General features: G+C 61.3%; 27 protein-coding genes and 1 tRNA gene. 19 read left to right on the plus strand and 9 right to left on the minus strand.

Annotated features, from left to right (window positions below; translation table 11 throughout):
• Window positions 1-195: 195 nt before the first annotated feature.
• Both BLT03_RS16975 and BLT03_RS16980 read left to right on the plus strand, forming a co-directional pair.
• The gene (locus BLT03_RS16975) at window positions 196-855 is read left to right on the plus strand and encodes a hypothetical protein (protein ID WP_092744951.1); all 660 of its coding nucleotides are present in this window, start codon (window positions 196-198) and stop codon (window positions 853-855) included.
• Between the two features lie 110 nt (window positions 856-965).
• Entirely contained in the window at window positions 966-1,367 is a 402-nt protein-coding gene (locus BLT03_RS16980) for a hypothetical protein (protein ID WP_092744952.1), read from the plus strand.
• A 338-nt stretch (window positions 1,368-1,705) separates the two neighbouring features.
• On the opposite strand, the gene BLT03_RS16985 is transcribed toward BLT03_RS16980, so the two are convergent.
• Window positions 1,706-4,078, minus strand: coding sequence for a DNA polymerase II (locus tag BLT03_RS16985; protein ID WP_092745083.1), 2,373 nt, complete (start codon window positions 4,076-4,078; stop codon window positions 1,706-1,708).
• 935 nt (window positions 4,079-5,013) lie between these two features.
• A complete protein-coding gene (gene ygfZ / locus BLT03_RS16995) occupies window positions 5,014-5,931 on the minus strand; it encodes a CAF17-like 4Fe-4S cluster assembly/insertion protein YgfZ (protein WP_092744954.1) in 918 nt (305 codons plus the stop codon).
• 46 nt (window positions 5,932-5,977) lie between these two features.
• Between ygfZ and mltG the strand changes: the two genes are divergently transcribed.
• The 6 genes from mltG to BLT03_RS17025 all read left to right on the plus strand — a co-directional run bounded on the left by mltG (window position 5,978) and on the right by BLT03_RS17025 (window position 10,620).
• A complete protein-coding gene (gene mltG, locus BLT03_RS17000) occupies window positions 5,978-6,979 on the plus strand; it encodes an endolytic transglycosylase MltG (protein ID WP_092744955.1) in 1,002 nt (333 codons plus the stop codon).
• Between the two features lie 29 nt (window positions 6,980-7,008).
• A complete protein-coding gene (gene tmk / locus BLT03_RS17005) occupies window positions 7,009-7,692 on the plus strand; it encodes a dTMP kinase (protein ID WP_092744956.1) in 684 nt (227 codons plus the stop codon).
• The gene (locus BLT03_RS17010) at window positions 7,689-8,693 is read left to right on the plus strand and encodes a DNA polymerase III delta subunit-related protein (protein ID WP_092744957.1); all 1,005 of its coding nucleotides are present in this window, start codon (window positions 7,689-7,691) and stop codon (window positions 8,691-8,693) included. Before tmk ends, BLT03_RS17010 begins: the two co-directional genes overlap by 4 nt.
• 19 nt (window positions 8,694-8,712) lie before the next feature.
• Window positions 8,713-9,072, plus strand: coding sequence for a PilZ domain-containing protein (locus tag BLT03_RS17015; protein WP_092744958.1), 360 nt, complete (start codon window positions 8,713-8,715; stop codon window positions 9,070-9,072).
• Between the two features lie 61 nt (window positions 9,073-9,133).
• Window positions 9,134-9,943: a TatD family hydrolase gene (locus tag BLT03_RS17020; protein ID WP_092744959.1), complete on the plus strand. Its 810-nt coding sequence runs from the start codon at window positions 9,134-9,136 to the stop codon at window positions 9,941-9,943.
• Complete coding sequence (locus BLT03_RS17025; protein ID WP_092744960.1) at window positions 9,940-10,620, plus strand: ankyrin repeat domain-containing protein; 681 nt, start codon at window positions 9,940-9,942, stop codon at window positions 10,618-10,620. The genes BLT03_RS17020 and BLT03_RS17025 overlap by 4 nt, the downstream gene beginning before the upstream one ends.
• 54 nt (window positions 10,621-10,674) lie before the next feature.
• Here BLT03_RS17025 and msbA read toward each other — a convergent pair whose 3' ends face one another.
• Window positions 10,675-12,456 (minus strand): lipid A export permease/ATP-binding protein MsbA, encoded by a 1,782-nt coding sequence (gene msbA / locus BLT03_RS17030; RefSeq protein WP_092744961.1) that lies wholly within the window; start codon window positions 12,454-12,456, stop codon window positions 10,675-10,677.
• A gap of 121 nt (window positions 12,457-12,577) precedes the next feature.
• Here msbA and tolB point away from each other — a divergent pair, with 121 nt between their 5' ends.
• The 6 genes from tolB to BLT03_RS17065 all read left to right on the plus strand — a co-directional run bounded on the left by tolB (window position 12,578) and on the right by BLT03_RS17065 (window position 18,004).
• Window positions 12,578-13,897, plus strand: a complete 1,320-nt coding sequence (gene tolB / locus BLT03_RS17035) for a Tol-Pal system beta propeller repeat protein TolB (protein ID WP_092744962.1) — start codon at window positions 12,578-12,580, stop codon at window positions 13,895-13,897.
• Between the two features lie 48 nt (window positions 13,898-13,945).
• Window positions 13,946-14,497: a peptidoglycan-associated lipoprotein Pal gene (pal, locus tag BLT03_RS17040; protein WP_092744963.1), complete on the plus strand. Its 552-nt coding sequence runs from the start codon at window positions 13,946-13,948 to the stop codon at window positions 14,495-14,497.
• Window positions 14,497-15,291 (plus strand): tol-pal system protein YbgF, encoded by a 795-nt coding sequence (gene ybgF, locus BLT03_RS17045; protein ID WP_092744964.1) that lies wholly within the window; start codon window positions 14,497-14,499, stop codon window positions 15,289-15,291. Before pal ends, ybgF begins: the two co-directional genes overlap by 1 nt.
• A 7-nt stretch (window positions 15,292-15,298) precedes the next feature.
• Entirely contained in the window at window positions 15,299-16,135 is an 837-nt protein-coding gene (locus BLT03_RS17050; protein ID WP_092744965.1) for a tRNA threonylcarbamoyladenosine dehydratase, read from the plus strand.
• A 44-nt stretch (window positions 16,136-16,179) separates the two neighbouring features.
• Window positions 16,180-16,255 (plus strand) — tRNA-Lys (locus tag BLT03_RS17055).
• 897 nt (window positions 16,256-17,152) lie between these two features.
• Window positions 17,153-18,004 (plus strand): IPTL-CTERM sorting domain-containing protein, encoded by an 852-nt coding sequence (locus BLT03_RS17065; protein ID WP_217640173.1) that lies wholly within the window; start codon window positions 17,153-17,155, stop codon window positions 18,002-18,004.
• A 97-nt stretch (window positions 18,005-18,101) separates the two neighbouring features.
• Here BLT03_RS17065 and BLT03_RS17070 read toward each other — a convergent pair whose 3' ends face one another.
• The 5 genes from BLT03_RS17070 to BLT03_RS17085 form a co-directional block, all read right to left on the minus strand.
• Entirely contained in the window at window positions 18,102-19,187 is a 1,086-nt protein-coding gene (locus BLT03_RS17070; protein ID WP_245711437.1) for an IPTL-CTERM sorting domain-containing protein, read from the minus strand.
• 594 nt (window positions 19,188-19,781) lie between these two features.
• Window positions 19,782-19,946 carry a hypothetical protein gene (locus BLT03_RS24530; protein WP_175537785.1) on the minus strand — a complete coding sequence of 55 codons (165 nt, stop codon included), beginning with the start codon at window positions 19,944-19,946 and terminating at the stop codon, window positions 19,782-19,784.
• A 12-nt stretch (window positions 19,947-19,958) separates the two neighbouring features.
• Window positions 19,959-20,135: a DUF3606 domain-containing protein gene (locus tag BLT03_RS17075; protein WP_092744968.1), complete on the minus strand. Its 177-nt coding sequence runs from the start codon at window positions 20,133-20,135 to the stop codon at window positions 19,959-19,961.
• 121 nt (window positions 20,136-20,256) lie between these two features.
• Window positions 20,257-20,538, minus strand: coding sequence for a hypothetical protein (locus BLT03_RS17080; protein ID WP_092745085.1), 282 nt, complete (start codon window positions 20,536-20,538; stop codon window positions 20,257-20,259).
• A 43-nt stretch (window positions 20,539-20,581) separates the two neighbouring features.
• Window positions 20,582-20,893, minus strand: a complete 312-nt coding sequence (locus BLT03_RS17085; protein ID WP_092744969.1) for a hypothetical protein — start codon at window positions 20,891-20,893, stop codon at window positions 20,582-20,584.
• Window positions 20,894-21,046: 153 nt separating this feature from the next.
• Here BLT03_RS17085 and BLT03_RS17090 point away from each other — a divergent pair, with 153 nt between their 5' ends.
• Both BLT03_RS17090 and BLT03_RS24535 read left to right on the plus strand, forming a co-directional pair.
• The gene (locus BLT03_RS17090; RefSeq protein ID WP_092744970.1) at window positions 21,047-21,406 is read left to right on the plus strand and encodes a hypothetical protein; all 360 of its coding nucleotides are present in this window, start codon (window positions 21,047-21,049) and stop codon (window positions 21,404-21,406) included.
• Window positions 21,407-21,527: 121 nt separating this feature from the next.
• Entirely contained in the window at window positions 21,528-21,683 is a 156-nt protein-coding gene (locus BLT03_RS24535; protein WP_175537786.1) for a hypothetical protein, read from the plus strand.
• Window positions 21,684-21,789: 106 nt separating this feature from the next.
• Here the strand turns inward: BLT03_RS24535 and BLT03_RS17095 are convergent, their stop codons facing one another.
• Window positions 21,790-22,692: a LysR family transcriptional regulator gene (locus tag BLT03_RS17095; protein WP_092744971.1), complete on the minus strand. Its 903-nt coding sequence runs from the start codon at window positions 22,690-22,692 to the stop codon at window positions 21,790-21,792.
• A gap of 81 nt (window positions 22,693-22,773) precedes the next feature.
• Between BLT03_RS17095 and BLT03_RS17100 the strand changes: the two genes are divergently transcribed.
• The 3 genes from BLT03_RS17100 (at window position 22,774) to BLT03_RS17110 (ending at window position 25,711) form a co-directional block, all read left to right on the plus strand.
• A complete protein-coding gene (locus BLT03_RS17100; protein WP_092744972.1) occupies window positions 22,774-24,135 on the plus strand; it encodes an acyclic terpene utilization AtuA family protein in 1,362 nt (453 codons plus the stop codon).
• Between the two features lie 23 nt (window positions 24,136-24,158).
• Window positions 24,159-24,572, plus strand: coding sequence for an AtuA-related protein (locus BLT03_RS17105; RefSeq protein WP_092745086.1), 414 nt, complete (start codon window positions 24,159-24,161; stop codon window positions 24,570-24,572).
• A 113-nt stretch (window positions 24,573-24,685) separates the two neighbouring features.
• Window positions 24,686-25,711, plus strand: a complete 1,026-nt coding sequence (locus BLT03_RS17110; protein ID WP_092744973.1) for a Bug family tripartite tricarboxylate transporter substrate binding protein — start codon at window positions 24,686-24,688, stop codon at window positions 25,709-25,711.
• The last annotated feature ends 55 nt before the right edge of the window (window positions 25,712-25,766 follow it).

The following is a 25,766-nucleotide window of genomic DNA, read 5'->3' on the forward strand; positions in this document are numbered from 1 at the left end:
TACTGGAACAACCATACCTTGCAAATCCTGCGCCCATCCATCAGCAGAACTACGTGTCAGATCAAGGGCTTGCAGATTGTTCAGGGCGGACTAAGTAGCGCTCGATTGCATGTGCGTTGAGCTTTCCTGGCCGAGCGGTAACAGACTCCGCTAGTAATCCGGAAGTGAATGCTGCCGTAACGAAGTAATAGCGAGATGTCGAACTTTCCTCAGCGGGTGCGCGACAACATCCTCCCTCTCTCGGAAAATGCGACCGTCGCAGAGGCCTTCGATGAATGGGTGTTTGCTGAAGAAACTATCGACCATGAGCAATGCATCGAAGTTTGTCAGCTGTGCGAACAAGAAGACCTGCGCTACCACTTCCTCATTGAGAACGAGCTGAACCGAAATCAACTCTGGGTGGGTTCTCAGTGCATCCTGAGGTTCGAGGTTGGTGTGCTCGAAGAAGGTAAGAGGCTTTCGCCTCAGGATGCGAAGAAGAAGCTCAGCCGTGTTTATCAAAAAATGCGTTTCGATGCTTGTATCAGGGCGTTAGAGCGTTTGGTCGCAAGAGAGAATAATGAAATTTTGACAAACGCATGGATTTACTACCGTAAAAATGGCAATCTAACTCCAAAATATGCGTTCGTGGTGTTGTGGCGATTGCAGCTTCATAAGATTGACCACAGTCCGACATTCTTTAAGGTATCTCTAAAGACCGACCGTCATAAAGCGCATTTGTCGGATATGGAGATATCTCGTGTTCACCTCATCTGGCCAGCGTTGTCCTCTAGTCAGCGTGATATGGCAAAGCGCTTTGGCCACGTTCCTCCTTCAAATTTGGATTGCGTGCTAGATAGATATGAGTCCTATTGAAATTAGCGCGCTGACAGGGGCCGCAAGCGCACTGTTCGCAGCGTTTGCATACTGGGCTAAGACATGCCATGAGCGTAGAAGGCTGACCCGAACAGTTTTGTACTACTTGCTTGAGCTCCATCAATGTTGTAAGCAGGTCCTCGCTTGCGCTTCGGGCCATCGAGAAGGGAGTCGTGCCTGAGTTGCGCAGGGCACTGGCAGAGCGCGGCGTGACGCTGGATGAAAAGTCTGCAGAGGAAGGGTTGAAGTTATTGATGCCTCAGTTTTCGCGGCTTGTCTTTGCTGAAATACAGAGGTCGATTGCTGAAAGTGCTGATGCGTATTCGAAGTCTCTTGGAGAATTGGCTCGGGAAAACCCAGTTCTAGCTTTTCGTCTTCGGGGGCGGGACAAGCTGGCTATTTTTGGCAAGAAGATGGAAGAGTTCGTCCAGGCTGATGACTCTGGTGTTGAGGAACCATCAGAGCAGGACATGTCGGTGTTGAGTCACAGCTTTTTGAAGTTGTCGGAATAAGACCTCCGAAGTGCAATCCTTCAAGCGTCTTGGGGCTGCGACGTGATAACACTTTTCAAAGTGCGTAGGTTGCTACGACCTTCTGGAGCAGTTGGACCCCTTCAAGAGCACACAGAAATCGTTCGGTCGCTCATTGATGATTTCCTTTTGCAGAGCAGTCCCCCTGCCAATAAAGGCCTGTAGCTGCAATTAATCGCCCAGCGCCTGCTCGGGGAGGCTAGGATGTCCAACTGGCAGTCACTGATGTTGTACTGGCCAGAAAGCTAGGTTGTCGGCGATTTGGCAACTGAGTGCCTACCGTCTTCGGAGAGGACCGTTGGCCGCCAAATCACATTGGTTCAGAACAGGCCGCGTTGAGACGAAGTAAGTGATGTGAAGCTCTGTCCAAACGGCTGCAAGATGGCATCAGCAATGGGTTGAAGCTGGGTGGTCAGGTAGTGCTCGTGGTCGATGCGAGACCGCCGCGCTTCCAGAGGCTCGGGACCGCTGCTGGTCATGACGTATTGAATCCACCCACCGCGCTGGTAGCGCATCGGCCGCCCGAGACGAGCGTTGTGCTCATCGGCGAGCCGCGCGGCACGGACCTGCGGAGGCACGTTGGACTGGTACTCGTCGAGCCGATGCCGCAGCCGCTTGCGGTAGATGAGCTGGTCGTCTTTGTGGCCCGCGAGCGTGTCTCGAGCGTAGTCCACAACGAACTCCCCGTACGGCTCTCCCTGAAAGATGCGAGACAGCAGCCCTTCCTGGAAACGCCGCGCAAGCAGCGTCCAGTCGCTGCGTGCCATCTCCAGCCCGCGGTACACCATCTCTTTCTTCCCATTCGCGTCGCAGCTGAGCCCTGCGTATCGCTTCTTGCTCCCAACGTCAGACCCACGGATGGTCGGCATGAAGAACTTCTTGTAGTGCGTGTCGAACTCGATTTCCAAGAAGTTCTGAAGTCCCATTTCGTCGCGCAGTTTGCTTGTCCACCAGGCGTTGATGTCTTTCACCAGCAAGCCGGCAATGGCATGCGCTTCCTCGTTAGTACAAGGACGGCCGAGCCAGATGAAGATGGAGTCGGTGTCGCCATAGATGGCGTGGTAGCCGCGCTCTTCCACCAAGCCCTTCGTGAGTTTCATCATCTCGTGCCCGCGCAAGGTCACGGCAGACACCAGCTTTGGGTTGAAGAACCGGCAATCCGAGGCGCCGAGCACGCCAGCGAACGAGTTCATCAACAGCTTCAGGGCCTGGGAGAGAGGCTCGTTCTTGACCCGCTTTGCCTCATCCCGAGCGGTAGACAGCGTGGTCACGATTTCGGGTAAGCAATGCTTCTCGCGTGAGAACAGTGTGTCTTCGGGACCTGGAACCAGCTGGGCCCTGTCGGGAGCCACGGCGGCCTCCGCGAATCCCACCGGGTCGACGAGGAACGTCCGGATGATGGAGGGGTAAAGGCTCTTGTAGTCGAGCACGACGACCGAGTCGTAGAAACCCGGCCGAGAGTCCATCACATAGCCACCAGGGTAGGCCTTGCTCGCGATATCACCCACGTTCGGAGCGACGTAGCCCTGGCGATGCATGCGAGGCAGGTAGTGGTGACTGAACGCGGCGATGGAGCCACCAAAATGGTCTGCCTGCAGACCGGTCGTCTGGGCACGCTCAAGCACGAACTCCAGCAGCTTGGCCTTCTCGAAGATGCGCAGGACCAACTCGCAATCACGGATGTTGTACGTGGCCAGGGCAGGCTTGTCATCCTGGTAGCGACGCTCAATCTCTGCCATCCTGTCGTACTCGTCACCAATGTCCTTGCCTTCGCCTAGCAGCTGTTGCGACACGTTCTCGAGGCTGAAGGATGGGAAGCTCCAAACAGCTGCTCTAAGGGCCTCGATGCCGTCAATGGCAACGCGCCCAGGCATGGGGGCGAAGAGGTAGCCCTGCTTGCCAGGGTGCGTGCGCCATTCGATAGGCTGGCGCTCGCGGCCAAGCAGCAGCGGCACACCAGCAGCCTCGGCGGCCTTCTGCAGCACTCGCATGTCGAACTGCACCACGCTCCAGCCAACGATGACGTCAGGGTCGTGTTCTTCGAACCAGTCGTTGAGGCGCTCGACCATCGCCTTGCGAGTCGCTAGATAGACCAGGTCGAAGCCCGGCGCCGAAGTGGGCTCCTGAGGCGCATCGCCCAGCATGAATACGGTGCGCGGTCCGGTTCCGTCCAATGCAATGGAGTACAGGTCCTCGTATTGGCTCGTCTCTATGTCGAGCGAGACGACCTTCAGCTTGGGACGATAGTTCGGAGCCGACCTCAGGCGAGCGTCAAACAGCGCGCTATCCTTCACGGTGCCACCTTCCACCGAGACACCCGCGGTGATGAAGCGCTCCATCAGATGGCGCTCGTGGGGCCGGACATCAGCCTCCAGCAGCGGAATCCCATGAGGCTCCAGCGCACGTGCCAGCTTGCCAAGCAGGCGGAACTTGCGAGCGTAGATGCCCAGGACGGGAGCATGCTGGAAGGTTTTCAGCTCCAGGCCCTTGAGCTGCAGGCCGGGCAGAGACACAAGATGCGATTCCACCGCTGCACGGTGGCGTGCCTCAACGAAGGCGACCGATACCTGTTCGGTCAGGACCACCTTCAGAGGGCCGGTGTCGGTGACAAGCCAGTAGATGAGCTCCGTGCCGGCGTGGGTGTCCCGCCATTGGCGAGTGAGGATGAATCCGTTCTCAGCAGAGATTGTCACGGTGGCGCGGAGAAGCAAACAAGCAGGCGAGTACCTGAAAAAAGCGTTCGGTCTTTCAACACCGGTGCGCAACAGCGAAGCAACTGATGCTATCAGGGGTTAGCGGTTGGGCTCGAACCGGAAGGTGAATCGGCGCACACAGGTCGCTTTATATGGTTGTTGATTTTGACGGGGGTGCGCTGCTGTCGGCCTATTGACGCGTTAAGGATTCGGGCATCGCGATGCTTGCGGGATTGAGGCGCACTGTATGCCGTTGCGTTTTGCTCGTGCAAAGTTTCAAATTTGATGCAGCCAATCTAACGCGTCTGTCAGGCCGCTCAACGGGCCTAATAATCGGTCGTCTGGATGGTTTTCTTGATACACTAACTGTCACACACGGCTGTGTAACAACCTCTGGAAACCCGCACCAGGCTTGGATTTGAATTTGGCTAGTGGCTCCCCATCAGCCACCCCAAAAAAGTAAACGCGCTGCAATCGAAAGATTGCAGCGCGTTTTTCATTGGGGCGAGCGCCAAAGGCAGTTTTGCCGTTTCTCCTGCATTGCATCGACGGTCGCCTACAGCCATCGATGAGCCCGTTACTCAGAATGATCCCTTTCTGAAAGGCTTTAAATGCACGAAAAGCACGCGCAAGAGACAGTGTTCGGAGTAGCTGACGGGGCCACTTACACGGCCGAGCTATGCCTCAGCAAGGCCGGGCGCTATTACTTTTCCCAGATACAAGTGGACGGACACAACTTGCCTCTGCCTGAAGGTCATTGGCCCACTCGCGATGAAGCGATGGTGGCCCTGTCCGATTTTGCGTCTGGCAGTCGCCAGCCCGAAGCTCCATAGCATCTGCCAGCTACTCAACGACTGACCTCAAGCCGAATGCTTGATGGGCGTTGGCGCATGCACTAAGGCACTAAGAAATAGTGCCGCCTGTCCCGAAGGTCTTTAGATGTCTTCCAACAGGGGGTAGGGCAAGGTATTCAGTGAAAGCGTCGCACCTTCCGCACCCCCCGCGCGCAAAGATTCTCCAGTGGATGCCACTTGCAGCGACGCCAGCGCATCTACGCCGCCAGCAGGAAACTCGGCCGTTTGGACGATCACGCCACAGGGTTGCTCGGCATCGCTCGCCGCAAATATTTCCATTCCTACGGAAAGAGGCTCGGTAGCGTGCACCAGATAAGTCCGCCGCTTCAGCGTGCCACGGAATTGGCTCCGCGCCACGACCTCTTGTCCGGGATAGCAGCCCTTCTTGAAATTCACTCCCCCTACCGACTCGTAATTCAGCATCTGGGGCACGAACAGATCCACGAGTGGAGCAGTCAATGTGGCGACGCCGCTTTGTATTTCGCTCCACTGCCACAATCCGGGCTCGAGCGAAATTCCGGAGGGTGCTGGTCCATCAAGAGGACCGACCCAGAGAGCACGCGGCTGGCCTGCAGCCGGATACAGGTGCACGACGGTGATGAGGTCCCGATCAGTCTTGGACCACGGCGTGGGCGTAGCGCCCTCGGTCAGCGCAGTTGCCGCTTCGCCTACCAGTCCGTACAACGCGAAGTCTGCAGTCGCGTCCGTCAGCCGAGCTTTGGAGCGCAACACGAACATGGATAAACGTTTGAGGGTCGGAGCGAGCAGGTCACGACTGCACACCAGAAGTACCTCAGTGGCGCTGCGTTTGAACCCGATGAAGCTCGCCTGCATCCGGCCCTTGGCAGAAAGAAAGGCCGTTAAACGCGCCTGATCCATGCCCAACAGCGCGAAGTCCTGAGTGAGTTGGCCATGCAGGAATTTGGCGGCATCTTCGCCTTCCACGCGAATCACGCCAAGGTGGGGCAGGGGGGCTATGCCATTCAATGGGTAAGTCATGGCTGAATTATGATGCCCGGTTACTTTCCTACAGGCTGCAAAGGTTGTGCGTCGTTTCCTCGCGTTGGTACTGATCATTTTTGGCTCCTTGGGGGGCGCTGCGGCTTGGTGGTTGCATCAGCCGCTGCCTGTGCGCAGCGGCATGCCCGTCGCGCAGCCACTTGAGCTGGCCATCGAACCGGGAACGACGCCCCGTGGGGTGGCACGCGATGTAATCGCAGCCGGCATCGACACCGATGCTCGCCTGCTCTATGCATGGTTTCGGCTCTCGGGTCAGGACCGTCTGATCAAGGCTGGAAATTACGAAATCCCGGCTGGGACCACTCCGCGCCAGTTGCTGCAAAAACTGGTGCGTGGCGAAGAAGCGCTGCGCGCCGTCACTCTGGTCGAAGGATGGACTTTCCGCCAGGTTCGCCAAGCATTGGCGCGTGAAGATCAACTCAAACCCGATACCAAGGGCTTGGCCGACGATGCTGTCATGGCAAAGCTCGAGCGTCCCGGCGTGCCGGCGGAGGGCAGATTTTTTCCGGATACCTACACCTATGCCAAAGGCAGCAGCGACTTGGCGGTGCTGCGCCGGGCCATGCATGCCATGGACCGGCGCCTTGAGGCCGCGTGGGCGCAGCGTTCTGCAGACACGCCGCTGCGCAGCGCCGATGAAGCCCTCGTTCTGGCCAGCATCGTCGAGAAAGAGACGGGTCGGCCTTCTGACCGCGCTCAGATCGCGGGCGTTTTCAGCAACCGCCTCAAGGCAGGCATGCTGCTCCAGACTGATCCCACCGTGATTTATGGCCTCGGCGAGAAATTTGACGGAAACCTGCGCCGTCGAGACTTGCTGGCAGACACCCCCTGGAATACCTACACCCGCGCCGGCCTGCCGCCAACGCCGATTGCCATGCCAGGCAAGGCTTCGCTCATTGCCGCCGTCCAGCCACAGCAGACCAACGCGCTGTATTTTGTTGCCAAGGGGGATGGCACGAGCCACTTCAGTCCGACCCTTGACGAGCACAACCGGGCCGTCAACCGCTACCAAAGGGGGCAACCTTGAGCACGCTTCCTGACGGCGCAGAGTCCGCCATGGATCCAGCGGCCGGCCGGTTCATCACCTTCGAAGGAATCGACGGAGCCGGAAAGTCGTCGCACATCGATACCCTGGCGTCCGCCTTTCGACGACAAGGACGGACCGTGACGGTCACCCGTGAGCCCGGCGGCACACCGCTTGCGGAAAAGCTCCGTACGCTGCTTTTGAACGACAGCATGGATCCCCTGACGGAAGCCCTGCTGGTCTTCGCTGGTCGGCGTGACCACCTGCAACGGGTGATCGAGCCGGCTTTGGCCAAGGGTGAGATCGTTCTGTGCGACCGCTTCACGGATGCCACCTTTGCGTATCAGGGGGGGGGGCGTGGTTTCGATACCAAGTTGCTATCAATATTAGAGCGCATCACCCAGGCAAATAATGCGCTGGAGCCCGAAAAGATACGTGATCCTGATTTGACGCTGTGGTTTGATCTGGCACCGGAAACCGCTGCGGCGCGCCTTGCAGACGCGCGAGCGCCCGATCGTTTCGAATCCCAACCGGTCGAGTTTTTCCGCCGTGTGCGCCAGGGGTATGCCGGGCGGGAGTTGGCCGCACCTCAGCGCTTCGTTCGGCTGGACGCTGGCCAAGCCCGCGATGTCGTGTGGTCGCAACTGGTTGGAGCACTGGTGAAGCTGGGCTGGTTGGCTCAAGAAGGCGCAGATCTGGCTGCGCAAACGCCATGAGCGGCCCTTCGTTGATCGCACCGTGGATCGCGGCGCAACGCAGGACACTGCTCGCACAACGCGGGCACGCGTGGCTATTGAGCGGCCCATCGGGCCTTGGCCAATACACGTTGGGGATGGAACTCGTTCGCGCCTGGTTGTGCGAAACGCCTTCTGCCGATGGCGCATGCGGCGACTGTGGCAGCTGCCATGCCGTGGATGTGCGAACCCATGCCGACCTGTGCGTGCTCATGCCCGAGACGCAAATGGTCGAGCTCGGATGGCCTTTGCCGGAGAAGGCGCAGGCAGAAATCGATGACAAAAAGCGAAAAGCCAGCCGGGAGATCCGCGTGGATGCCATGCGCGATGCCGTGCAGTTCGCGCAACGTACCTCTGCGCGCGGACGTGGCAAGGCCGTGCTGGTGTATCCCGCCGAGCAGATGAACCACGTGACGGCCAATGCCCTGCTCAAGACGCTGGAAGAGCCGGCAGGTGACGTGCGATTCGTGCTAGCCACGGAAGCGGCGCACCAGCTGCTTCCCACCATTCGCAGTCGTTGCCTGGGGCACACCATGCAGTGGCCTGGCGAGCCCGAAATGGCGGCATGGCTTGGAGAGCAGGGGTTGGAGCCAGAAGCCGCAACTGCTTTTCTGCGGGCTTGCGGAGGGCGCCCCGATGACGCGCTGCAGTGGGCCCGATCGGGCCGCAGCCCGCAATCGTGGTCGCAGCTTCCCAAAGCGATGGCGCGGGGCGATGTTACGGCGCTGGCCGATGCGTCACCCGCACAAGCGGTGGATGCGCTGCAGAAGGTCTGCCACGATTTGATGGCGAGCCGGGTTGGAGCGCCGCCGAGGTACTTCGCAGCGGCAGATTTGCCAGCGGCGCCAGCGATCGGTCCATTGAGCCGTTGGGCCAAAGCCCTGGCAAAGGAGGCGCGCACTGCCGATCACCCCTTCAATGCAGGCCTCATGCTGGAAGCGCTTGTTGCCCAGGCGCGAAACGCCCTACACTCGCGCCATTGAGAAAGACGCCCCGAAGACCATGAGCAGCCCCTCTACCGCGCCCCGCCCCAGCGTCATGCAGCTGGCCATCAAGGAGAAGGCGGCTTTGTATGCGGCCTACATTCCCGTGTTCGCGGAGGGTGGCATCTTTGTGCCCACGCAGCGGGAATACAAGCTGGGAGACGACGTGTATGTGCTGCTCACGCTGCCGGAAGACACGCAGCGTTATCCAGTGGCGGGTCGCGTGGCCTGGGTGACCCCCGCTCGGGCTGCCGGCAATCGCACGCAGGGCGTTGGCATTCAATTTCCAAGAGACGAAAAGTCTCGCCTCCTCAAACTCAAGATCGAAGAGTTGCTGGGCACCAGCCTGGGATCGGATCGACCGACCCAGACCCTCTGAGCGCTCCGCGCCGTAGCCATGCCGACCGTTTGCCGGTCGGCATTTTTGTTTGGATCTGCGCATGTTCACCGATTCCCACTGCCATCTGACTTTTCCCGAACTAGCGGCCCAATTGCCAGCCATTCGACAGGCCATGGCCGATGCCAGCGTCGATCGCGCGCTGTGCATCTGCACCACTCTGGAAGAGTTTTCCGATGTGCACGGCTTGGCGCTTGCCTATGACAACTTCTGGAGCAGCGTGGGGGTGCACCCTGACAACGAAGGTGTCACCGAACCCTCCGAGCAGGATTTGCTGGACCGCGCTGCCCTGCCACGGGTCATTGCCATTGGCGAGACAGGCCTCGACTATTACGGCATGGAGGACCGCAAGGGCGGCCGAAGCATCGCTGATCTGGAATGGCAGCGCGACCGGTTTCGCACCCACATCCGTGCCGCTCGCACTTGCGGCAAACCGCTGGTCATCCACACCCGAAGCGCGTCGGACGACACGCTCGCCATCCTTCGCGAAGAGGGCGAGGATGGGGCAGGCAACCGTGCCGGCGGCGTTTTCCATTGCTTCACCGAAACGGCTGAGGTGGCCCGCGCAGCACTGGATCTGGGCTACTACATTTCTTTCTCTGGCATCGTGACGTTCAAAAGCGCCCAGCATTTGCGCGACGTCGCGGCTTTCGTGCCTCTGGACCGCATGCTCATCGAAACCGATAGCCCGTATCTGGCTCCCGTCCCTTATCGAGGCAAGACCAACAATCCTTCTTACGTGCCGTTCGTTGCCCAGCAATTGGCCGATGTCAAAGGGTTACCGGTGCAAGAGGTGGCTCTTGCCACCAGCCGCAATTTCGACACGCTGTTCTTTTCTGGAGCCAAGCCATGATGGTCCGTCGCCGAATTTTGGTTTCTTTTGCGTTGGCCAGCGCAGCGCTGTGCGGCGCCTGTGCACACGCGGGCGCCTATGAGGATTTCTTCACGGCCGTGATGCGGGATGACGAGTCCGGCATTACTTCGCTCGTGCGCCGAGGTTTCGACCCCAATACACGCAATCCCAAGGGCGAGGTAGCGCTCACCCTGGCGCTGAAAGAGGGCTCCATGCGGGCCTTTTCCGCATTGATGGCAGCCAAGGGCATCAAGGTGGAGGAGCGCAACGCCAAGGATGAAAGCCCGTTGATGCTGGCGGCCATCAAAGGCAATGTCGAGGCGGCGCGCGCGCTCATCGCCAAGGACGCCGATGTCAACAAGACGGGGTGGACGCCGCTGCACTACGCGGCCTCGGGAACCACTCCACAGCAAGCCGCGATTGCTGCACTGCTGCTCGAAAACCACGCTTACATCGACGCCGCTTCGCCGAATGGCACCACGCCTTTGATGATGGCGGTGAGTTACGGGACCGATGATGTCGCCAAGCTTTTGCTGGACGAGGGCGCGGACCCCACACTGCGCAATCAGGTCGGCCTCGCTGCGGCAGACTTCGCCCGACGTGCCGATCGCAAGGATTTGGAAGAGCTGGTCTCGAATGCCGTTCGCAAGCGCCAGCCCCGCCGCGGTCAGTGGTGATAAAACCTAGACCTGCTTGCAAGCCTTGATGCCCACGCGGACGTCCTCAGGGCTTCAGTGACCGGCAGGGCGGGTTTGGAGGCGGGCGTACAGGCCGCCTCTGGCCATCAACTCGGCGTGCGTGCCTTGCTCCGCAATTCGGCCGCGTTCCATCACCACCACTCGGTCGGCATGTTCGATGGTGGAGAGCCGGTGTGCGATCACGAGCGTTGTCCGCCCCTGCATGAGTCGCTGTAGCGCGTCCTGCACCAATCGTTCTGACTCGGTGTCCAGCGCGGAAGTGGCTTCGTCCAGGATGAGGATGGGTGCGTCCTTGTAGAGGGCTCGTGCAATGGCTAGCCGTTGGCGCTGGCCTCCGGACAGTTGCGTGGCGTTGTGGCCCACTACCGTGTGCATTCCCGACGGCAGTGCCGCCACATGTTCAGCAAGATTGGCCGCAGCCAGGCAGCTTTGCACCCGTTGCTCATCCACATCGCCGCCAAGGGCCACGTTGGCTGCAATCGTGTCGTTGAACATCACCACGTCCTGGCTGACCATCGCGAACTGCGAGCGCAAGGCGTGCAAATCCCACTGCGATACAGGCTGTCCATCCAGCAGCACCTGGCCAGCGCTGGGCATCAAAAAGCGAGGCAACAAGTTCACCAGCGTAGTTTTGCCTGCGCCCGAAGGGCCCACGAGCGCTACGGTTTCGCCAGGATGTACGGTCAGGTTCACACGGTCCAGCGCGACCGCTCGTTCATCGCCGAATGCCACCGTGACGTCTTCCAGGGTGATGGCGCCTGCCGTGCGCTCGGGTGCATGGCTGCCTCCGCTTTCCGGCCGGGTGTCGCCCAGCAATGCCAGCCCGCGTTCGAGCGCAGCAACCCCTCGGGTCACCGGATTTGCCACGTCAGCCAGGCGACGGATCGGCGCAATCAGCATGAGCATGGCCGTGATGAACGCGGCGAAGCCCCCCACCGTGACGTCGCGATCGCCACTGGCGTGGCTCTGCCAGAGCGCCACGCAAATCACACCGGAGAGGGCGGCGGCTGCCAGCAACTGGGTCAGCGGAGTCATCGCAGCGGATGCGATCGTCGCCTTGATGGCCAGACGGCGGAGGCGTTGGCTCAGCACGCCGAAGCGCTGCGACTGGCTGGGCTGCGCGCCATGCAGCCGAACCATGCGGTGCGCCAGCACGTTCTCTTCCACCACGTACGCCAACTGGTCGGTCGCTTCCTGGCTGCTCTTGGTGATGTGGTACAGGCGTCGTGACAGCGTCTTCATGATCCACGCCACACCCGGCACCACCACCGCGACGATGAGCGTCAATTGCCAGTTGAGGTAGAGCAAATAGCCCAGCAGCGCCACCAGTGTGAAGCCGTCGCGGGACAGCCCCATCAAGGCTTGCACGAGCAGCGTTGCGCCGGTCTGAACCTCATACACGACCGTGTTCGATAACGTACTGGCCGATTGCCGTGTGAAAAGGGCCATTTCGGCGGCAAGAAGACGGTCGAAGAGCGCTTCGCGCAGCTTCATCATGCCTTCGTTGGCGATGCGCGCCAAAGCATATTGGCCCACGAACTGCGCCAGTCCACGGACCAGGAAAACGCCCATGATTGCCAGTGGAACCATCCACAGTTTCAGGGAGCCTTCTGTGAAACCTTGATCGAGCAGCGGCTTGAGCAACGCAGGGATGAGGGGTTCCGTGACGGCTCCCACCAGGGTTGCCAGCACCGCGAGTGTCCAGGCGGACCGCTGGTTGCCGAAGTACACCGAAAGCCGCCGTAGCCTTGCGGCGAGGGTGAGGGGAGCAGATTGCTCGGAGGTTGGCAGGGGGCGTGGGTCTTGGGCTTGCATGAGGCGCGGATTCTACGTAGGACCGCATCCAAACTTGCACAGTTTGTCACAGGGGTCTCCCACCAGTGTGTAACATCCACGGTCTGTCCACCGGCATTTGCTCGGTATCCGATGGCTGCCAATGACTATTGACCGAAATCCATCCTCCATTCTCGCTGCGGCTCTGCCGCCCCTCTCCCGCCGGCACGCTGTTGTCGCGCTCGTTACCTCCTCCGCACTGCCTGCGCTGGCCCAGTTTAGGGTCGAGATCACAGGCGTTGGGCTGACCCAACTCCCTTTCGCGGTTGCGCCCTTTCGTGGGGAAGCTCAATCCCCTCAAAAGATATCGGCCATCATCCAGGCCGACCTGGAGCGCAGTGGCCAGTTCCGCGCAGTAGACGCATCCGGCCCCGCGCTGGATGAAACGTCGCGCCCTGATGTCGCGCTGTGGAAGCAAAAGGGTGCCGAATCGCTCACCACCGGCAGCATTACCCGTTTGCCTGACGGTCGTTTCGACATCCGCTTTCGTCTGTGGGACGTGGTACGCGGTCAGGACCTGGGCGGTCAGAGCTTTGTGGTCACCCAAGGCGACCTGCGCTTGGTGGCTCACCGCATTGCGGATTTCATCTACGAAAAGCTCACGGGACAGCGGGGTGTGTTTTCAACCCGCATCGCGTACGTCACCAAGTCCGGCACTCGCTACAGCCTGTGGGTGGCCGATGCGGATGGGGAGAACGCCCAGTCTGCGCTGTCCAGTCCCGAGCCCATCATTTCACCGGCGTGGTCGCCCAGCGGTGGCCAGTTGGCATACGTGTCGTTCGAATCGCGCAAGCCCGTGGTTTATGTGCATGACGTGGCGTCGGGCCGTCGCCGGTTGATTGCCAATTTCAGAGGATCCAACAGCGCACCGGCTTGGTCTCCTGACGGTCGCACCCTTGCCGTAACGCTGAGCCGCGATGGAGGCTCGCAGCTCTACACCATCGACGCGAATGGCGGTGAGCCTCGCAGGCTTATGCAGAGCACCGGGATCGATACCGAGCCGATGTTCTCCAGCGATGGCCGGAGCATCTATTTCGTGAGCGATCGTGGCGGTGCGCCTCAGATCTATAAGGTCGGCACTTCCGGCGGAAGCGCCGAGCGAGTGACGTTCACCGGTTCTTACAACATCTCGCCCAGCATCAGTCCAGACGGTAAGTGGTTGGCATACGTGTCCCGCATCGGCGGTGCGTTCAAGCTCCACGTCATGGATCTGGCAACGGGCACGGCTACCGCGGTGACGGACACCACAGCGGATGAAAATCCAAGCTTTGCTCCCAACAGCCGATTGATCGTCTATGCCACGCAGCAGCAAGGCCGCGAAGCGCTGATGACCACCACGCTGGACGGCAAGATCAAGGCGCGTCTGGCGGGGCAGGGTGGAGACATCCGCGAGCCGGACTGGGGCCCGTTCCAAAAACAGTGAACCGTCAACCTTTCGATTTTTGATTATCTGGACTTGAGGAGTATTTCAATGAACCGCTTTCCCTTCAAACGCATTTCCGCCATCGTTATCGCCGCTGCCATCGTGGCCGGCTGCAGTTCCGGCGTGAAGCTGGAAGACGTGCCTGTCGAAGACAAGGGCGCAACCTCCACCATGCCCGGCAACGGCGGTGCCAACCCCAATGGCGCTTCGCAAAGCGGTGTGGCGCCGGTGGACCTGAGCCAGTCGGCCCGTGACGGCGCCGGCCCGGTGGGCGTGAGCCGCATCGTTTACTTCGACTACGACAGCTACGCCGTCAAGCCAGAATTCCAGTCGCTGATCGAGCAACATGCCCGCTTCATCAAGGCTGGCCAAAGCCGCAAGGTGATGATCGAAGGTCACACCGATGAGCGCGGAGGCCGCGAATACAACCTCGCGCTGGGCCAAAAGCGTGCCGAGGCCGTGCGCCGTTCGCTCGCGCTGCTGGGCGTGTCGGAAGCGCAAATGGAAGCGGTCAGCTTCGGCAAGGAAAAGCCTGCGGCACAAGGCAGCACGGAAGACGTGTACGCCCAGAACCGCCGCGTTGAGCTGTCTTACCGTTGATGAGCGCGCAGATGCTGGCTCCCCGCAAGGCCCTGGCCCTGCTGGCCTTGGCGATCTCGGCGGCGTTTGCGCCGACGAGCCACGCGGCGCTGTTCGAGGATGAGGAAGCGCGCCGCGCCATTCTCGAATTGCGCCAGCGTGTGGACACGCTTCAGCAAGCCAATCAGCGCGCTGGTGATGATCTGCGCCGCTCCGGCGACGAAACCTCGCAGATGCGCCGCAGCTTGCTTGATCTGCAGACTCAGATTGAGACCCTGCGAACCGAGCAAGCCAACCTGCGCGGGCAAAACGAGCAGTTGCTGAGGGACGTATCCGAGCTTCAGCGCCGCCAAAAAGACATCGCTCAAGGAGTGGATGAGCGGTTGCGGCAGTTTGAGCCTGCCAAGGTCGCCATGGACGGCCAGGAGTTTCAAGCCGATCCTGCCGAGAAACGCGATTTCGATGCCGCACTGGCCGTCTTTCGCACGGGTAAGTTTCCTGATGCTGTGACGGCGTTCGGCAATTTCCTGAAGCAGTATCCACGCAGCGGATACGTGCCTTCTGCCAGATTCTGGCTGGGCAATGCCCAGTACGCGACGCGCGACTACAAAGAGGCCATCAACAACTTCAAGGCCTTGTTGGCAGCAGCGCCTGACCATGCACGTGCCCCGGAAGCCGCGCTGTCGATCGCCAATTGCCAGATCGAATTGAAGGACACCCGTGCGGCCCGGAAGACGTTGGAGGATCTGATCCGCGTCTATCCCCAATCCGAAGCTGCAGGCGCGGCCAAGGAGCGCCTTTCACGCTTGAAGTGATTGGTGTGTGTTTGTGGAGTCCCATGCGATAACGCCCCCAGCTGAGGTTGATGAAATAGCCGATCTGCAGCGCCGATTCAGCGGTCTGGATCGGCTTTATGGGGTGGAAGGCGCGTCCCGCATCCGCAACGCACATGTGGCCGTGGTCGGTATTGGCGGGGTGGGTTCTTGGACCGCTGAAGCGCTGGCGCGCAGCGGTGTAAGGCGGCTGACATTGATCGATCTGGACAACGTCGCAGAGTCCAACATTAACCGCCAGATTCATGCGCTGTCCACTACCGTTGGCCAAGCCAAGGTGGACGCCATGCGGGACCGCATTGCGCTCATCAATCCTGAATGCCAAGTCACCTGCATCGAAGAGTTTGCTGATTCGGACAATTGGCCTGGCTTATTGCCGCAGGGTGTCGATGCCGTAGTGGATGCCTGTGACCAGGTCAAGACGAAGGCGGTCATGGCCGATTGGGCCGTCCGTGGAAAGCACCTACTGGTGACCGTTGGGGCTGCTGGCGGAAAACGGCTCGCGCACAAGGTAGACATCGACGATCTGTCAAACACCACGCATGACCCGTTGCTGGCCCAGGTGCGATACCGACTGCGCAAACACTATGGCGCGCCCAAGGAAGGGCGCCGAATTGGTGTCCCGTGCGTGTTCAGTCGGGAAGCCGTCGCTCCTCCGCACAGCTCTTGCGACATCAGCGGCGATGGCGACGGTTCGCTAAATTGCCACGGCTACGGTTCCGTGGTGGCGGTAACGGCTACCTTTGGCCAGTGCGCGGCGGGCTGGATACTCGATGCTTTAGCCACCAAGTCGGCAAGCCTAAATCGCTCCGAAAAGAAGCTATAATTCGAGGCTTTGCTGCAGCAGCTCTGGCTAGTGCAGTAAATGATGGGACGTTAGCTCAGTTGGTAGAGCAGCGGACTTTTAATCCGTTTGTCGTGGGTTCGACCCCCGCACGTCCCACCAAGTATTCAAAGGCGCTACAGCTATCAAGTTGTAGCGCCTTTTTTGCTTATTTCCAACGTGAGAACTTAGTCAGAGCCTTGTGTAAGGAGCGCTATTGTTCGCGCACCTGTCCATCGCTTGGCATCCTGGTGAGTCTAGGAGGCGTCCCACACTTTGTGCGGCGTGTTGGAAGACTTCCAGATGGGTATATGAGGTGAGGGTTGTCTCGGCAGCTAAGAGACCCCGGACCACATAGCTTGTAGCCCATCATTGGATGTCTGCCGGCGCATGTGAAGGCCCAGATTGTTAGGCGAGCACTTACGCACTGGCTCGTTATTTCTTCTGCTTCTTCCCTTGGTCGTGATGCCACTTGATGGCGAAAAACATACCCACGCCGAACACGAGAATCTTGAACACGATGAAAACTATAGGGACCCAATTCATCTGAGTCTTTCCTGGCTATTTATTGCTTGAAACAATCTATCTTGAAGTGCGATGCCTAAAGCGGCGCTGCTCCAGCAGTGGCATTTTTGTTCAAAACCCACTTTGAACCTTGCCTCGATTAGAGCACTTGACATAGCAAGCCAGCGTTGCGATAGGACTAGACATTTTGTCTCAGTGATCCAACCGAAGCATGCCGAATTCACGTGGTGAGACCTGATGGACGGACGTCCTTCAAGAAGTCACTAGACACAGTCCAAGCTCTGCAGTCACTGGGTCTTAGAAGGCATTCATTGCCTCGAGCCTCAAACGCTTAACAACACTAGGCGTGCATGGCTGAGCTTCCTACCACCAGTTTGGCCCTTCCCATCAAATCCTCTTGAGCCCACATTCCACAAGTCAGTAAGAAGACGGCTTGTCAGAAGATGGTGAGAAAAGCATCATCAAAGGCTTTCCGCAGATTTCTTCCGCTGACCCATGACTTTTCCCAGGCCCTTGCCCGCGCCTTTGCATCCAGCCGCCCGGCGCTTTTTTGCTCGCTTAGCCTTCTTCATCGCACTTGCCGCCTTTTCGCAAGGCGCTTGGGCCATGCAGATTTTTGTCAAAACCCTGACGGGCAAAACCATCTCGTTGGATGTCGAGCCCAGCGACTCGATTGAGAACGTGAAGGCGAAGATTCAGGACAAGGAAGGCATTCCTCCTGAACAGCAGCGTCTGATTTTTGCGGGCAAGCGTTTGGAGGATGGGCGAACGCTGTCGGACTACAACATCCAGAAAGAGTCCACGCTCCATCTCATGTTGCTACTTCCTGGTGTCGAGGATGAATTCACCGGCGCTTCTCCCTCCGGAGCAGGGCAAATCACCGCATCGTTGACAGGCGTCGCCGGTTGCACCTTCGACACCGCGCAGACAGCTTTTGAAGTGCCCGCCAACGGCCCGGCCGGCGCGCAGTTCCCCCAGGGCGTCTTTCGCTTTCGGGCCACCACCTGTGCGGGAAGGATCACGGTCACGCTGAAATATCCGCAAGCGCTGGCAGCCGGCAGTCGCTTCATGAAGTACGGCCCTCGGACTGCGGGAGCCGCGCAGTCGGAATGGTTCGAATGGCCAGGCGCGCAGATCAATGGCGATACGGTGATCTTCGAAATCGAGGACAACGGGCCCGGCGACTCAGATCCCGCAACCGGCACCCTGTCTGATCCAGGAGGTCCCGCGGTGATGGCAGCGCCTCCGGTGAGCGCAGCGGCGATTCCGACCCTGTCGCAAATGGGCCTTGCCATGCTGACCGCACTGTTCGCGCTATTTGCCTGGCGTCGGCAGCGTGTCTCTTGATTGGTAGCGCCTGACCCGCCGGCAGCCCTTCGAGATCGAAAAGCAAAAGGCCCGCAGCGTCATGCATGCGGGCCTTTTTGCTTTCAAGCTGCTTGCATCAATGCCGGCGGCGGGTACTCGCAATACCGAACAGTGCCAGCAGCCCGGACATGAAAATCAGTCCCCACTCCGACAGCGTCGGAATGGCGGCGGGCGAAGGTGCCACGACAGGGGGTGCGGCAACGCTGATCGAAACGGTCGCGCTCGAGCAGACGGGCGTCGGGTTGGATTGCGAAGCCACGGTGCAGACCGCGTAGGTGAACGAGTCGTTTCCGGTGAAGCCCGCATTGGGCGTATAGGTGACACTTCCGTCCGCATTGAAAACCACCACGCCATTCTGCGCTGACACCGCCGCCTGGCTCGGCTTGCCGAGGGCTGCGGTGGCTGGAGAGGAGGATGCATCGTTGGTCAGCACATTGATGACCACGGGCTGTCCTGGCGTCGTGGAGCCGCTGTCGTCGGTGGCATTCACGGTCGGGACCGACGTGGTGGAGCAAGGGGCAACGAGCGCCTGAGCGCCGGCTTCTTCCTGGACCGAAATATCGTCAAAGAAGAGATCGTTGCCGCTCACCACTGGGGAATTGTTGCGCAGGCTCACTGCGTACTGGCGTGTCGAACAAGCATCCGTGGTGAATGACCACGCAAGCCGCGTCCATTGGCCGGCCCCTGTGGCTCCCGTCGTCGTGAAGTTGGGGGACTGCGCCAAGCCTGCGGAGTCGTTCGGTTCCCGAAGCTCGAGAGACAGATCGGTCGGGCCGGCAACGATGTATCGCCAGACGGAGAAGGTGTAGGTCTTGCCGCCTTCCAGAGATACCACGCGGCGGTAAAGCGCATTCGCGACGTTGCCGGCGTTCACAACCAGTACCGCGCCATTGTTTCCGGTGTGGTCGCGAAGATTGGCGGCAGGGCCGGTCGCATTATTCGCCCACCACTGTCCGCCGCCGGTGGGAATCACCTGGCTGGGATTGATAACCGTGTACGTTCCGTCATCCACCAGCTTTTCTTGAGGGGTGCCGGCGGGATTGGCGAACCGATAGAAGCTCACTGCGCCTGCCGCAGTGAATTGCGGCACGTAGAGCGAGGGTTGTCGCGTTGTCGTACTGCCGAACGTTTCTGTGAACGATTGGGCTTGGGCGACTCCCAAGGACGAGAAGAGCGCGAGCGCACAAACGGTTCGAAGGCCACGGCCTGTAATCATTGGGTCACCGGATCTTTGGATTCAACAGACGCGCGATGCTAGTGACCGTGGCTGGCAAACACGCGCAGGACACAATTGTTCAAAATGCCGTTGCATTGCCGCGACTGAGGCGTGGCAGTCAGCATCAGGAATATCGATTGGTCTGGAGAGGACTGCGAACTGATTGCAGGAGCAACCGACAAAGTCTTGAGGAAGCAGCCCTTTGCATTGGGGCAAATTCAATGAACGGATGAAGCGCACTGAATATCCGGAGACAGCCGCGAAGCACAGCCGCTTGGTTAGTGCGAACGCTCTGGCCTTCATCTCGGCGTGAACGAACGCCAGAAAAAAGGCAGCCCGCACGAGGCGGGCTGAAACTTGCTCAAGAGCAAGAAAGGGAGGTGTCGACAGGGAGTGTCGACAGGGCGATCTTAGGCGCGGATGAAGGGCATCTCGTCCCGCTGAGCGGAAAGTGGCGCATTGATGACAGTGCGCCGCGCCCGCAAGAGCCGGCGCTTTCAACGCGCGGCATCAACCCTTCGGCCCACGTGTTCGTTGGACTCAGGAGACCTGTCGAGCCGGCGCATCGGAATGGCTCAGCTGAACCCGGGCTTCGTCCGCTTGCTGCCATTGCAATGTCGGCTTGTGGTCCGCCACTTCGTCGAGCGGCTCGGGCATGCAGACTTGGCGCAGGTCCGCCATTTTTCCGATCGGTTCTTCCCACATGCTCATCTCCGCCTAACGGTTTGCGAGGTACGAACGCACGGCCTGGGCCGAGTTGCCGACCGCTTTCACGGCAGCGCGCAACTCTTCCTCGGTGCAATTCAGGGACCGCATCCAGTCGCGTATTTCGTAGTCTTCGGAGAGGCTGATGAGCCTGCGGTCTTCGGCGGTTTTCGTGGCGTCGTCCGGCATCGCTTGCTCCTGGTAAAAAATTGAGAGCGCCCATCCTAGGACTGGCGTGTGACGCACCTGCGTAGGACGATTGCGGCAGGACAGCCGTGGACGCAATGCCACACGGTGCCCTGCATCGTGCTCAGGGTCGGCGCTGCGGTGTCAACTGGATGGTGCCGATGCCTTGTGGCGGCGTTTGTGGAGTCAGCCAATGGATCCACAGGCCGCGAAGCCACGCGCCCATGTACAGAACGCTCACGGCGAAGATGCCCCATTGCCCGGCCTTCCAGCTGGCGTAGAACCAGAATGGCTGGCCCAGCAGGCCGAAAACGCACGCCCAGCGGCGCCGTTCTTCGTGCCGCGACTGCGAGAGCCAGGCAGCCGCGGCCCCCAGCAAGGCGATGGCGATTTGATCGAGGCCCATGGGCGGGACGGCGTCTGTGAAGAGGTCGGGCAGCAACGACGATTCACCCAACCAGGTGCACGTCGAAATACGCGCCCTCGGCTTCGCCCAAACCCTGGAACGCCGCCTGGCGCGCCGTGGTGCTGGCCTTTCCCCAATGCCGGAGCAGCGCAAGGTCTGCGGGCGGAACGACCTCGGGCGGGGATTCTTCCAGGCTGCGCAAGGTGTCGAGTGCCGCGGCGACCTGGGCGGCGGAGCCGAACGCTTTGTCCAGTGCCTTGGCGTAACGCCGTTCCGCCCCGGCGCGCTCGCGTTCGGGCAGGGCTTCGGGGTAGTCGCGCAGGGTGACGGTGTAGGTGAGTTCTTCCGTTTCCATCGAGTGCTCCGTTGGTTGATGCTGTATGAATTTACAGTATTTTTGCACCAAGTCCATCAGGGTTTTCGGCGTTTAAGGTTCCAAAGCACTGGTCCTACACCCATGATGTGATGCTGAGCCTAGGCTGACAGCTTCCTTTTCAGGAGCGAAAAAATGGCACACGACAAATTGACGCCCGAGCAGGATCGCCAGCGCGACCAGGGCCACTTCAACATTTATGGAATGCGGAACGATCCACGCGACAGCGGCGTGGTGGACGGTGAAAACCGTGGCGATGGCGGCAGTGCCCGGCGTTTCGGATCGAGTGGCGACGAATCCACCTACGCCAACCGTGCTCCGGAAGATCCGGTGCACGAACATCCCACCGGCCCGATTGCCGCTGTGGATGCTTCGGGTTCCGCGCGCGGCCTCGGCCTGGATTACGGCGGCGACGCCCACAAGGAGCCCCGGCTGTCATCGCGCCAGGGCGCCGAAGTGATCGGCGAACTCGACAACCGGAAAAAGACGGAATAGGCATCGGGCCACGCCATCCGGGAGTCATCTCAATGGCCGTGCTCGGTGTGCATCTGTGTCAGGTGCTCCGCGACGATTGCCCGATTCCACTGATCCCAAAGTTTCAACCAAAGGTCCATCGATGCTCGCATCTTCCGTCCCCGTTCCCAATCCGACCAACCCGCAGCTTCCCTCAGACACGCCGCCCCAGCCTGCGTGGCTGCCTGTGCCTCCGGTGGAAGAGCCGCCGCCGGGCGATGGTGACCGGCCGGTACAAGAGCCGCCACCGCACCACTGAGCGATCGATCGTTCCAAGCGAAATAGGCCGCCACCGCAGTATCCATGGCATTGTTTGCTATTAATAATATAGCAATGCTTTTAGCCCACGGGGTGGCTGTGTGGCCTCAGGGGCGGTGTTCCATCACCAGTGCGTACATGGCCTGGGCCGCCACCGAAAGGCTGCGGTCCCGGCGCCGCACGAGGTAGATCTGCCGCGTCAGCCCCGGTAGCGACAACGGGCGCGTGACCAGGCCGGGCTGGTCGAAGTGAAAGAGCGTGAGCGTCGGCACCACGCTGATGCCCAGGCCGGCACGCACCATTCCCATCACCGTGGCGAGTTGCTCCACCTCCATGAGCGTGTTCATCGCCTGCGGATGCAATGCGGCCTCCAGGTACTGCCGGACGCTGCTGGTGCGCGCCAGATGCACGAACGGGTAGGCGGCCAGATCGGCAGGCTGCAGGCCGGCCGTTTTCGTGCCGCCGCGCCGGCGACGCGCCAGCGGATGGTCAGCACGGCACACCAGGTGAAAGCCATCGCTGCTGAAGGGCTCCGCCTGCAGTTCCGGCGTGTCGGCGCGGATGGCGGCCAGTGCGAAGTCGGCCTTGCCAGTGGCCACGCGTTCGATGCACGGTTCCGACAACACGTCGGCAATGTCGAGCTCGATGCCTGGGTGTGCCGCCCGGTACGCGGCCAGCACGCCGGGCAGCCAGCCTGCGGCCAGGGAGGGCAGCAGCGCAATCGCCACACGGCCCCGTCGCAACGTGGCCGTGTCGTGAACGGCGGCGAAGGCGCTGTCGATCTCGGCGCGTATCCGCCGGGCGGACTCCAGAAAATTCTCGCCATCGGCGGTCAGGTCCACGTGGCGGGTGCTGCGGTCGAAAAGCCGCAGACCGATCGCGTCTTCCAGCGTTCGGATGAGGGCGCTGAAGGCGGGCTGCGACAGGTGGCAGTGCGCAGCCGCCCGCGTAAAGCTGCGCTGTCCGGCGAGCGCCAGAAAAGCATCGAGTTGGCGGGTCGATATATTCATTGAAGATTTGGATGAATTGATCCTGATTATCTATTTCACAGAATAACGCGTGCGCCCTACATTGGCCGGCAGGAGACAAACATGGCCCCCCATAAAAACCTGCTGGTCGGCTGTGCCGCCGGCTTTTCGGGCGACCGCACCGATGCCGCCGCGCCCGTGGTACAGGCGCTGATCGCCAGCGGCCAGCCGTCGGTGCTGATTTTCGAGACACTGGCCGAGCGCACGTTGGCGCTGGCCCAACTGGCCCGGCGCGCCGATCCCGACGCGGGCTACGAGCCGCTGCTGGACGACCTGCTTCGCCCCGTGCTGGCGCAATGCCTGCAACACCGCGTCCGCATCGTGAGCAATTTCGGCGCGGCCAATCCGCTCGGTGCCGCGCGCCGCATCCACCAGTTGGCCGAATCGCTGGGCGCCCGCCGGCCGCGCATCGCCGTGGTGCAGGGCGACGACCTGAGCGGAGCGGAGCACCGCGCCGTGCTTGCGGGCGCGCTGGGCGCCGCCATGCCGACCGACCCCATCGTGAGCGCCAATGCCTACATCGGCGCGCAGCCGATTGCCGAGGCGCTGCGTGCGGGCGCCGACATCGTGGTGTGCGGCCGCGTGGCCGATCCGTCGCTGGTACTCGGGCCTGCGCTCGCGCACTTCGGCTGGGCGCTGGACGACTGGGACCGCCTGGCCCGCGCGACCATGGCCGGGCACCTGCTCGAATGCGGCGCACACGTCACGGGCGGGTATTTCGCCGACCCGGGCTACAAGGATGTGCCGGGCATGGCGCAGTTGGGCTATCCCATCGCGGAGATCGACGCGGACGGCCATTGCACCATCGGCAAGCCCGCAGGCACCGGCGGGCGCATCGACGAGCGCACGGTGAAAGAGCAATTGCTGTACGAGTTGCACGACCCGGCCGCTTACCTCACGCCTGACGTGGTGGCCGACATCACCACCGCCTGCGTGCTGCCTGCGGGCACCGACCGCGTTCGGCTGGAGGGGGTGAGCGGGCACGCGCGCCCGCCGTCGCTCAAGGTGAACGTGTGCTTCGAATCCGGTTGGTTCGCCGAAGGCGAAATCTCCTACGCCGGTGCGCGGGCCGGGGCCCGCGCGCGGCTGGCGGGCGAGGTGCTGCGCGAGCGGCTGGCCGGCATCGCGCCGTTGCGCATTGACCTGATCGGCGTGACCAGCGTGTTCGGCGACGACGCCGGTCGCTGGCTAGACGTGCCGTCGGCATTCGACGCCGCCGAAGCGCGCGATGTGCGCCTTCGCGTGGCGCTGCAGCACCGCGACCACGCGAGCGCCCAGCGCCTGGTGCGCGAAGTGACGGCGCTGTACTGCTGCGGCCCGGCTGGCGGCGGCGGCGTGCGCACCGCGATGCGGCCGCGCCTGGGCACCGTGTCGTGCCTGGTGCCGCGCGAGGCCGTGGCCGTGCGCCACGTGATGCTGGATTGATGCCCGAGCGCGAGGAACCCGCCATGACCACCGATTTTTCTTCTGCCGTACCCTCCGCACCCTCCGTACCCGCTGCCGGCTCGCTGACCGTGCCCCTGTACCGCCTGGCGCACAGCCGCACGGGCGACAAGGGCAACCGCTCCAACATCAGCGTGATCGCCTGGCACCCCGCGCTGTGGGAGGTGTTGACCGCCCAGGTCACCGAGGCTGCCGTGGCGCGCCAGTTCGTGCTGCGCCGGCCCAGCCGTGTGGCGCGCTACCTGCTGCCGAATCTGCATGCGATGAACTTCGTCATCGACGACGTGCTGGACGGGGGCGTGAACGATGCCCTCAACCTGGACAGCCACGGCAAGGCGCTGTCGTTCCTGCTGCTCGATCTGCCCGTTGAAGTGCCTGCTGCGCTGGCAGAGCACCTGGCGGGGCCGCGTCACGGATAACGCCGCCTCGCCATTCATTGCCTGTCATCACCTGTCATCGCCTGTCAGGCGTGCCGAGACAGCCCCTGCAGGTCCTTTCGATTCCCTATTTTCATAACCACACAGGAGACAACATGAACCGATTCTTTTCCCTTGCAGCCCGTCCCGCATCGAAGCGGCCTGCCTCGCGCCGCCACGCGCTGGCCGCAACGGCAGCGGCGGTGCTGGGCCTGGCCGTGGCGTGGCCCGCAGCAGCGCAGTCACCCGCCTATCCCTCCAAGCCCATCACTTTCGTCGTGCCGTTCGCGGCCGGCAGCGCGACCGACCAGCTTGCTCGTGCCCTGGGCCAATCCGTCACCACCGACACCAAGCAGGCCGTGGTGGTGGACAACAAGGCCGGCGCCAGCGGCATGATCGCCGCGCAGGGCGTGGCAAAGGCAGCGCCGGACGGCTACACGGTGCTCATCACCACCAACACCACGCACGCCGCCAACGAGCATCTGTACAAGAAGCTGTCTTATGACCCGGTGAAGGATTTCGTGCCCGTCACCGGTCTGGGCAAAGGCGGACAGGTGCTGGTGGTGAACGCTTCTGCGCCCTACAAGAACGTGGGCGACCTGATCGCCGCCGCCAAGAAAAGCCCCGGCAAGCTCAGCTTCGGCAGCGGCAGTTCATCGAGCCGCGTGGCGGGCGAAATGCTCAAGCAGCTCGCGGGCGTGGACATCCTGCACGTGCCCTATAAGAGCAACCCCCTGGCCATCACCGATCTGCTGGGCGGGCAGATCGATCTGATGATCACCGACACCTCCACGGGCGTGCCGCAGATCAAGGCGGGCAAGCTGCGCGCGCTGGGCTATTCGACCAAGAAGCGGGGCGCTCAACTGCCCGACGTGCCCACCATCGAAGAAGCCGGCGTGAAGGGCTACGACATGGGCTACTGGTTCGCGGCCTATGTGCCCGCCGGCACACCGGCGCCTGTGGTGGCCCGGCTGAACGAACTGCTGGGCCAGGCGACCAAGAGTGCTGCCGCCCAGTCGTTCTACGACATGGCAGGCTCCGAAGCGTGGACCACGACGTCCGATGAGCTGGCCAAATTCCAGGCCGCCGAAACCCAGAAATGGGGCCAGGTCATCAAGGCTGCCGGCATCCAGCCCGAATAGTTTTTCTACCGCCGCCTGGCTTGGCTGCCAGGCGCGGTCCCCCCGGGCTCGCACA

The sequence above is a fragment of the Paracidovorax valerianellae genome (assembly GCF_900102625.1).
Lineage (GTDB): Bacteria > Pseudomonadota > Gammaproteobacteria > Burkholderiales > Burkholderiaceae_C > Paracidovorax > Paracidovorax valerianellae.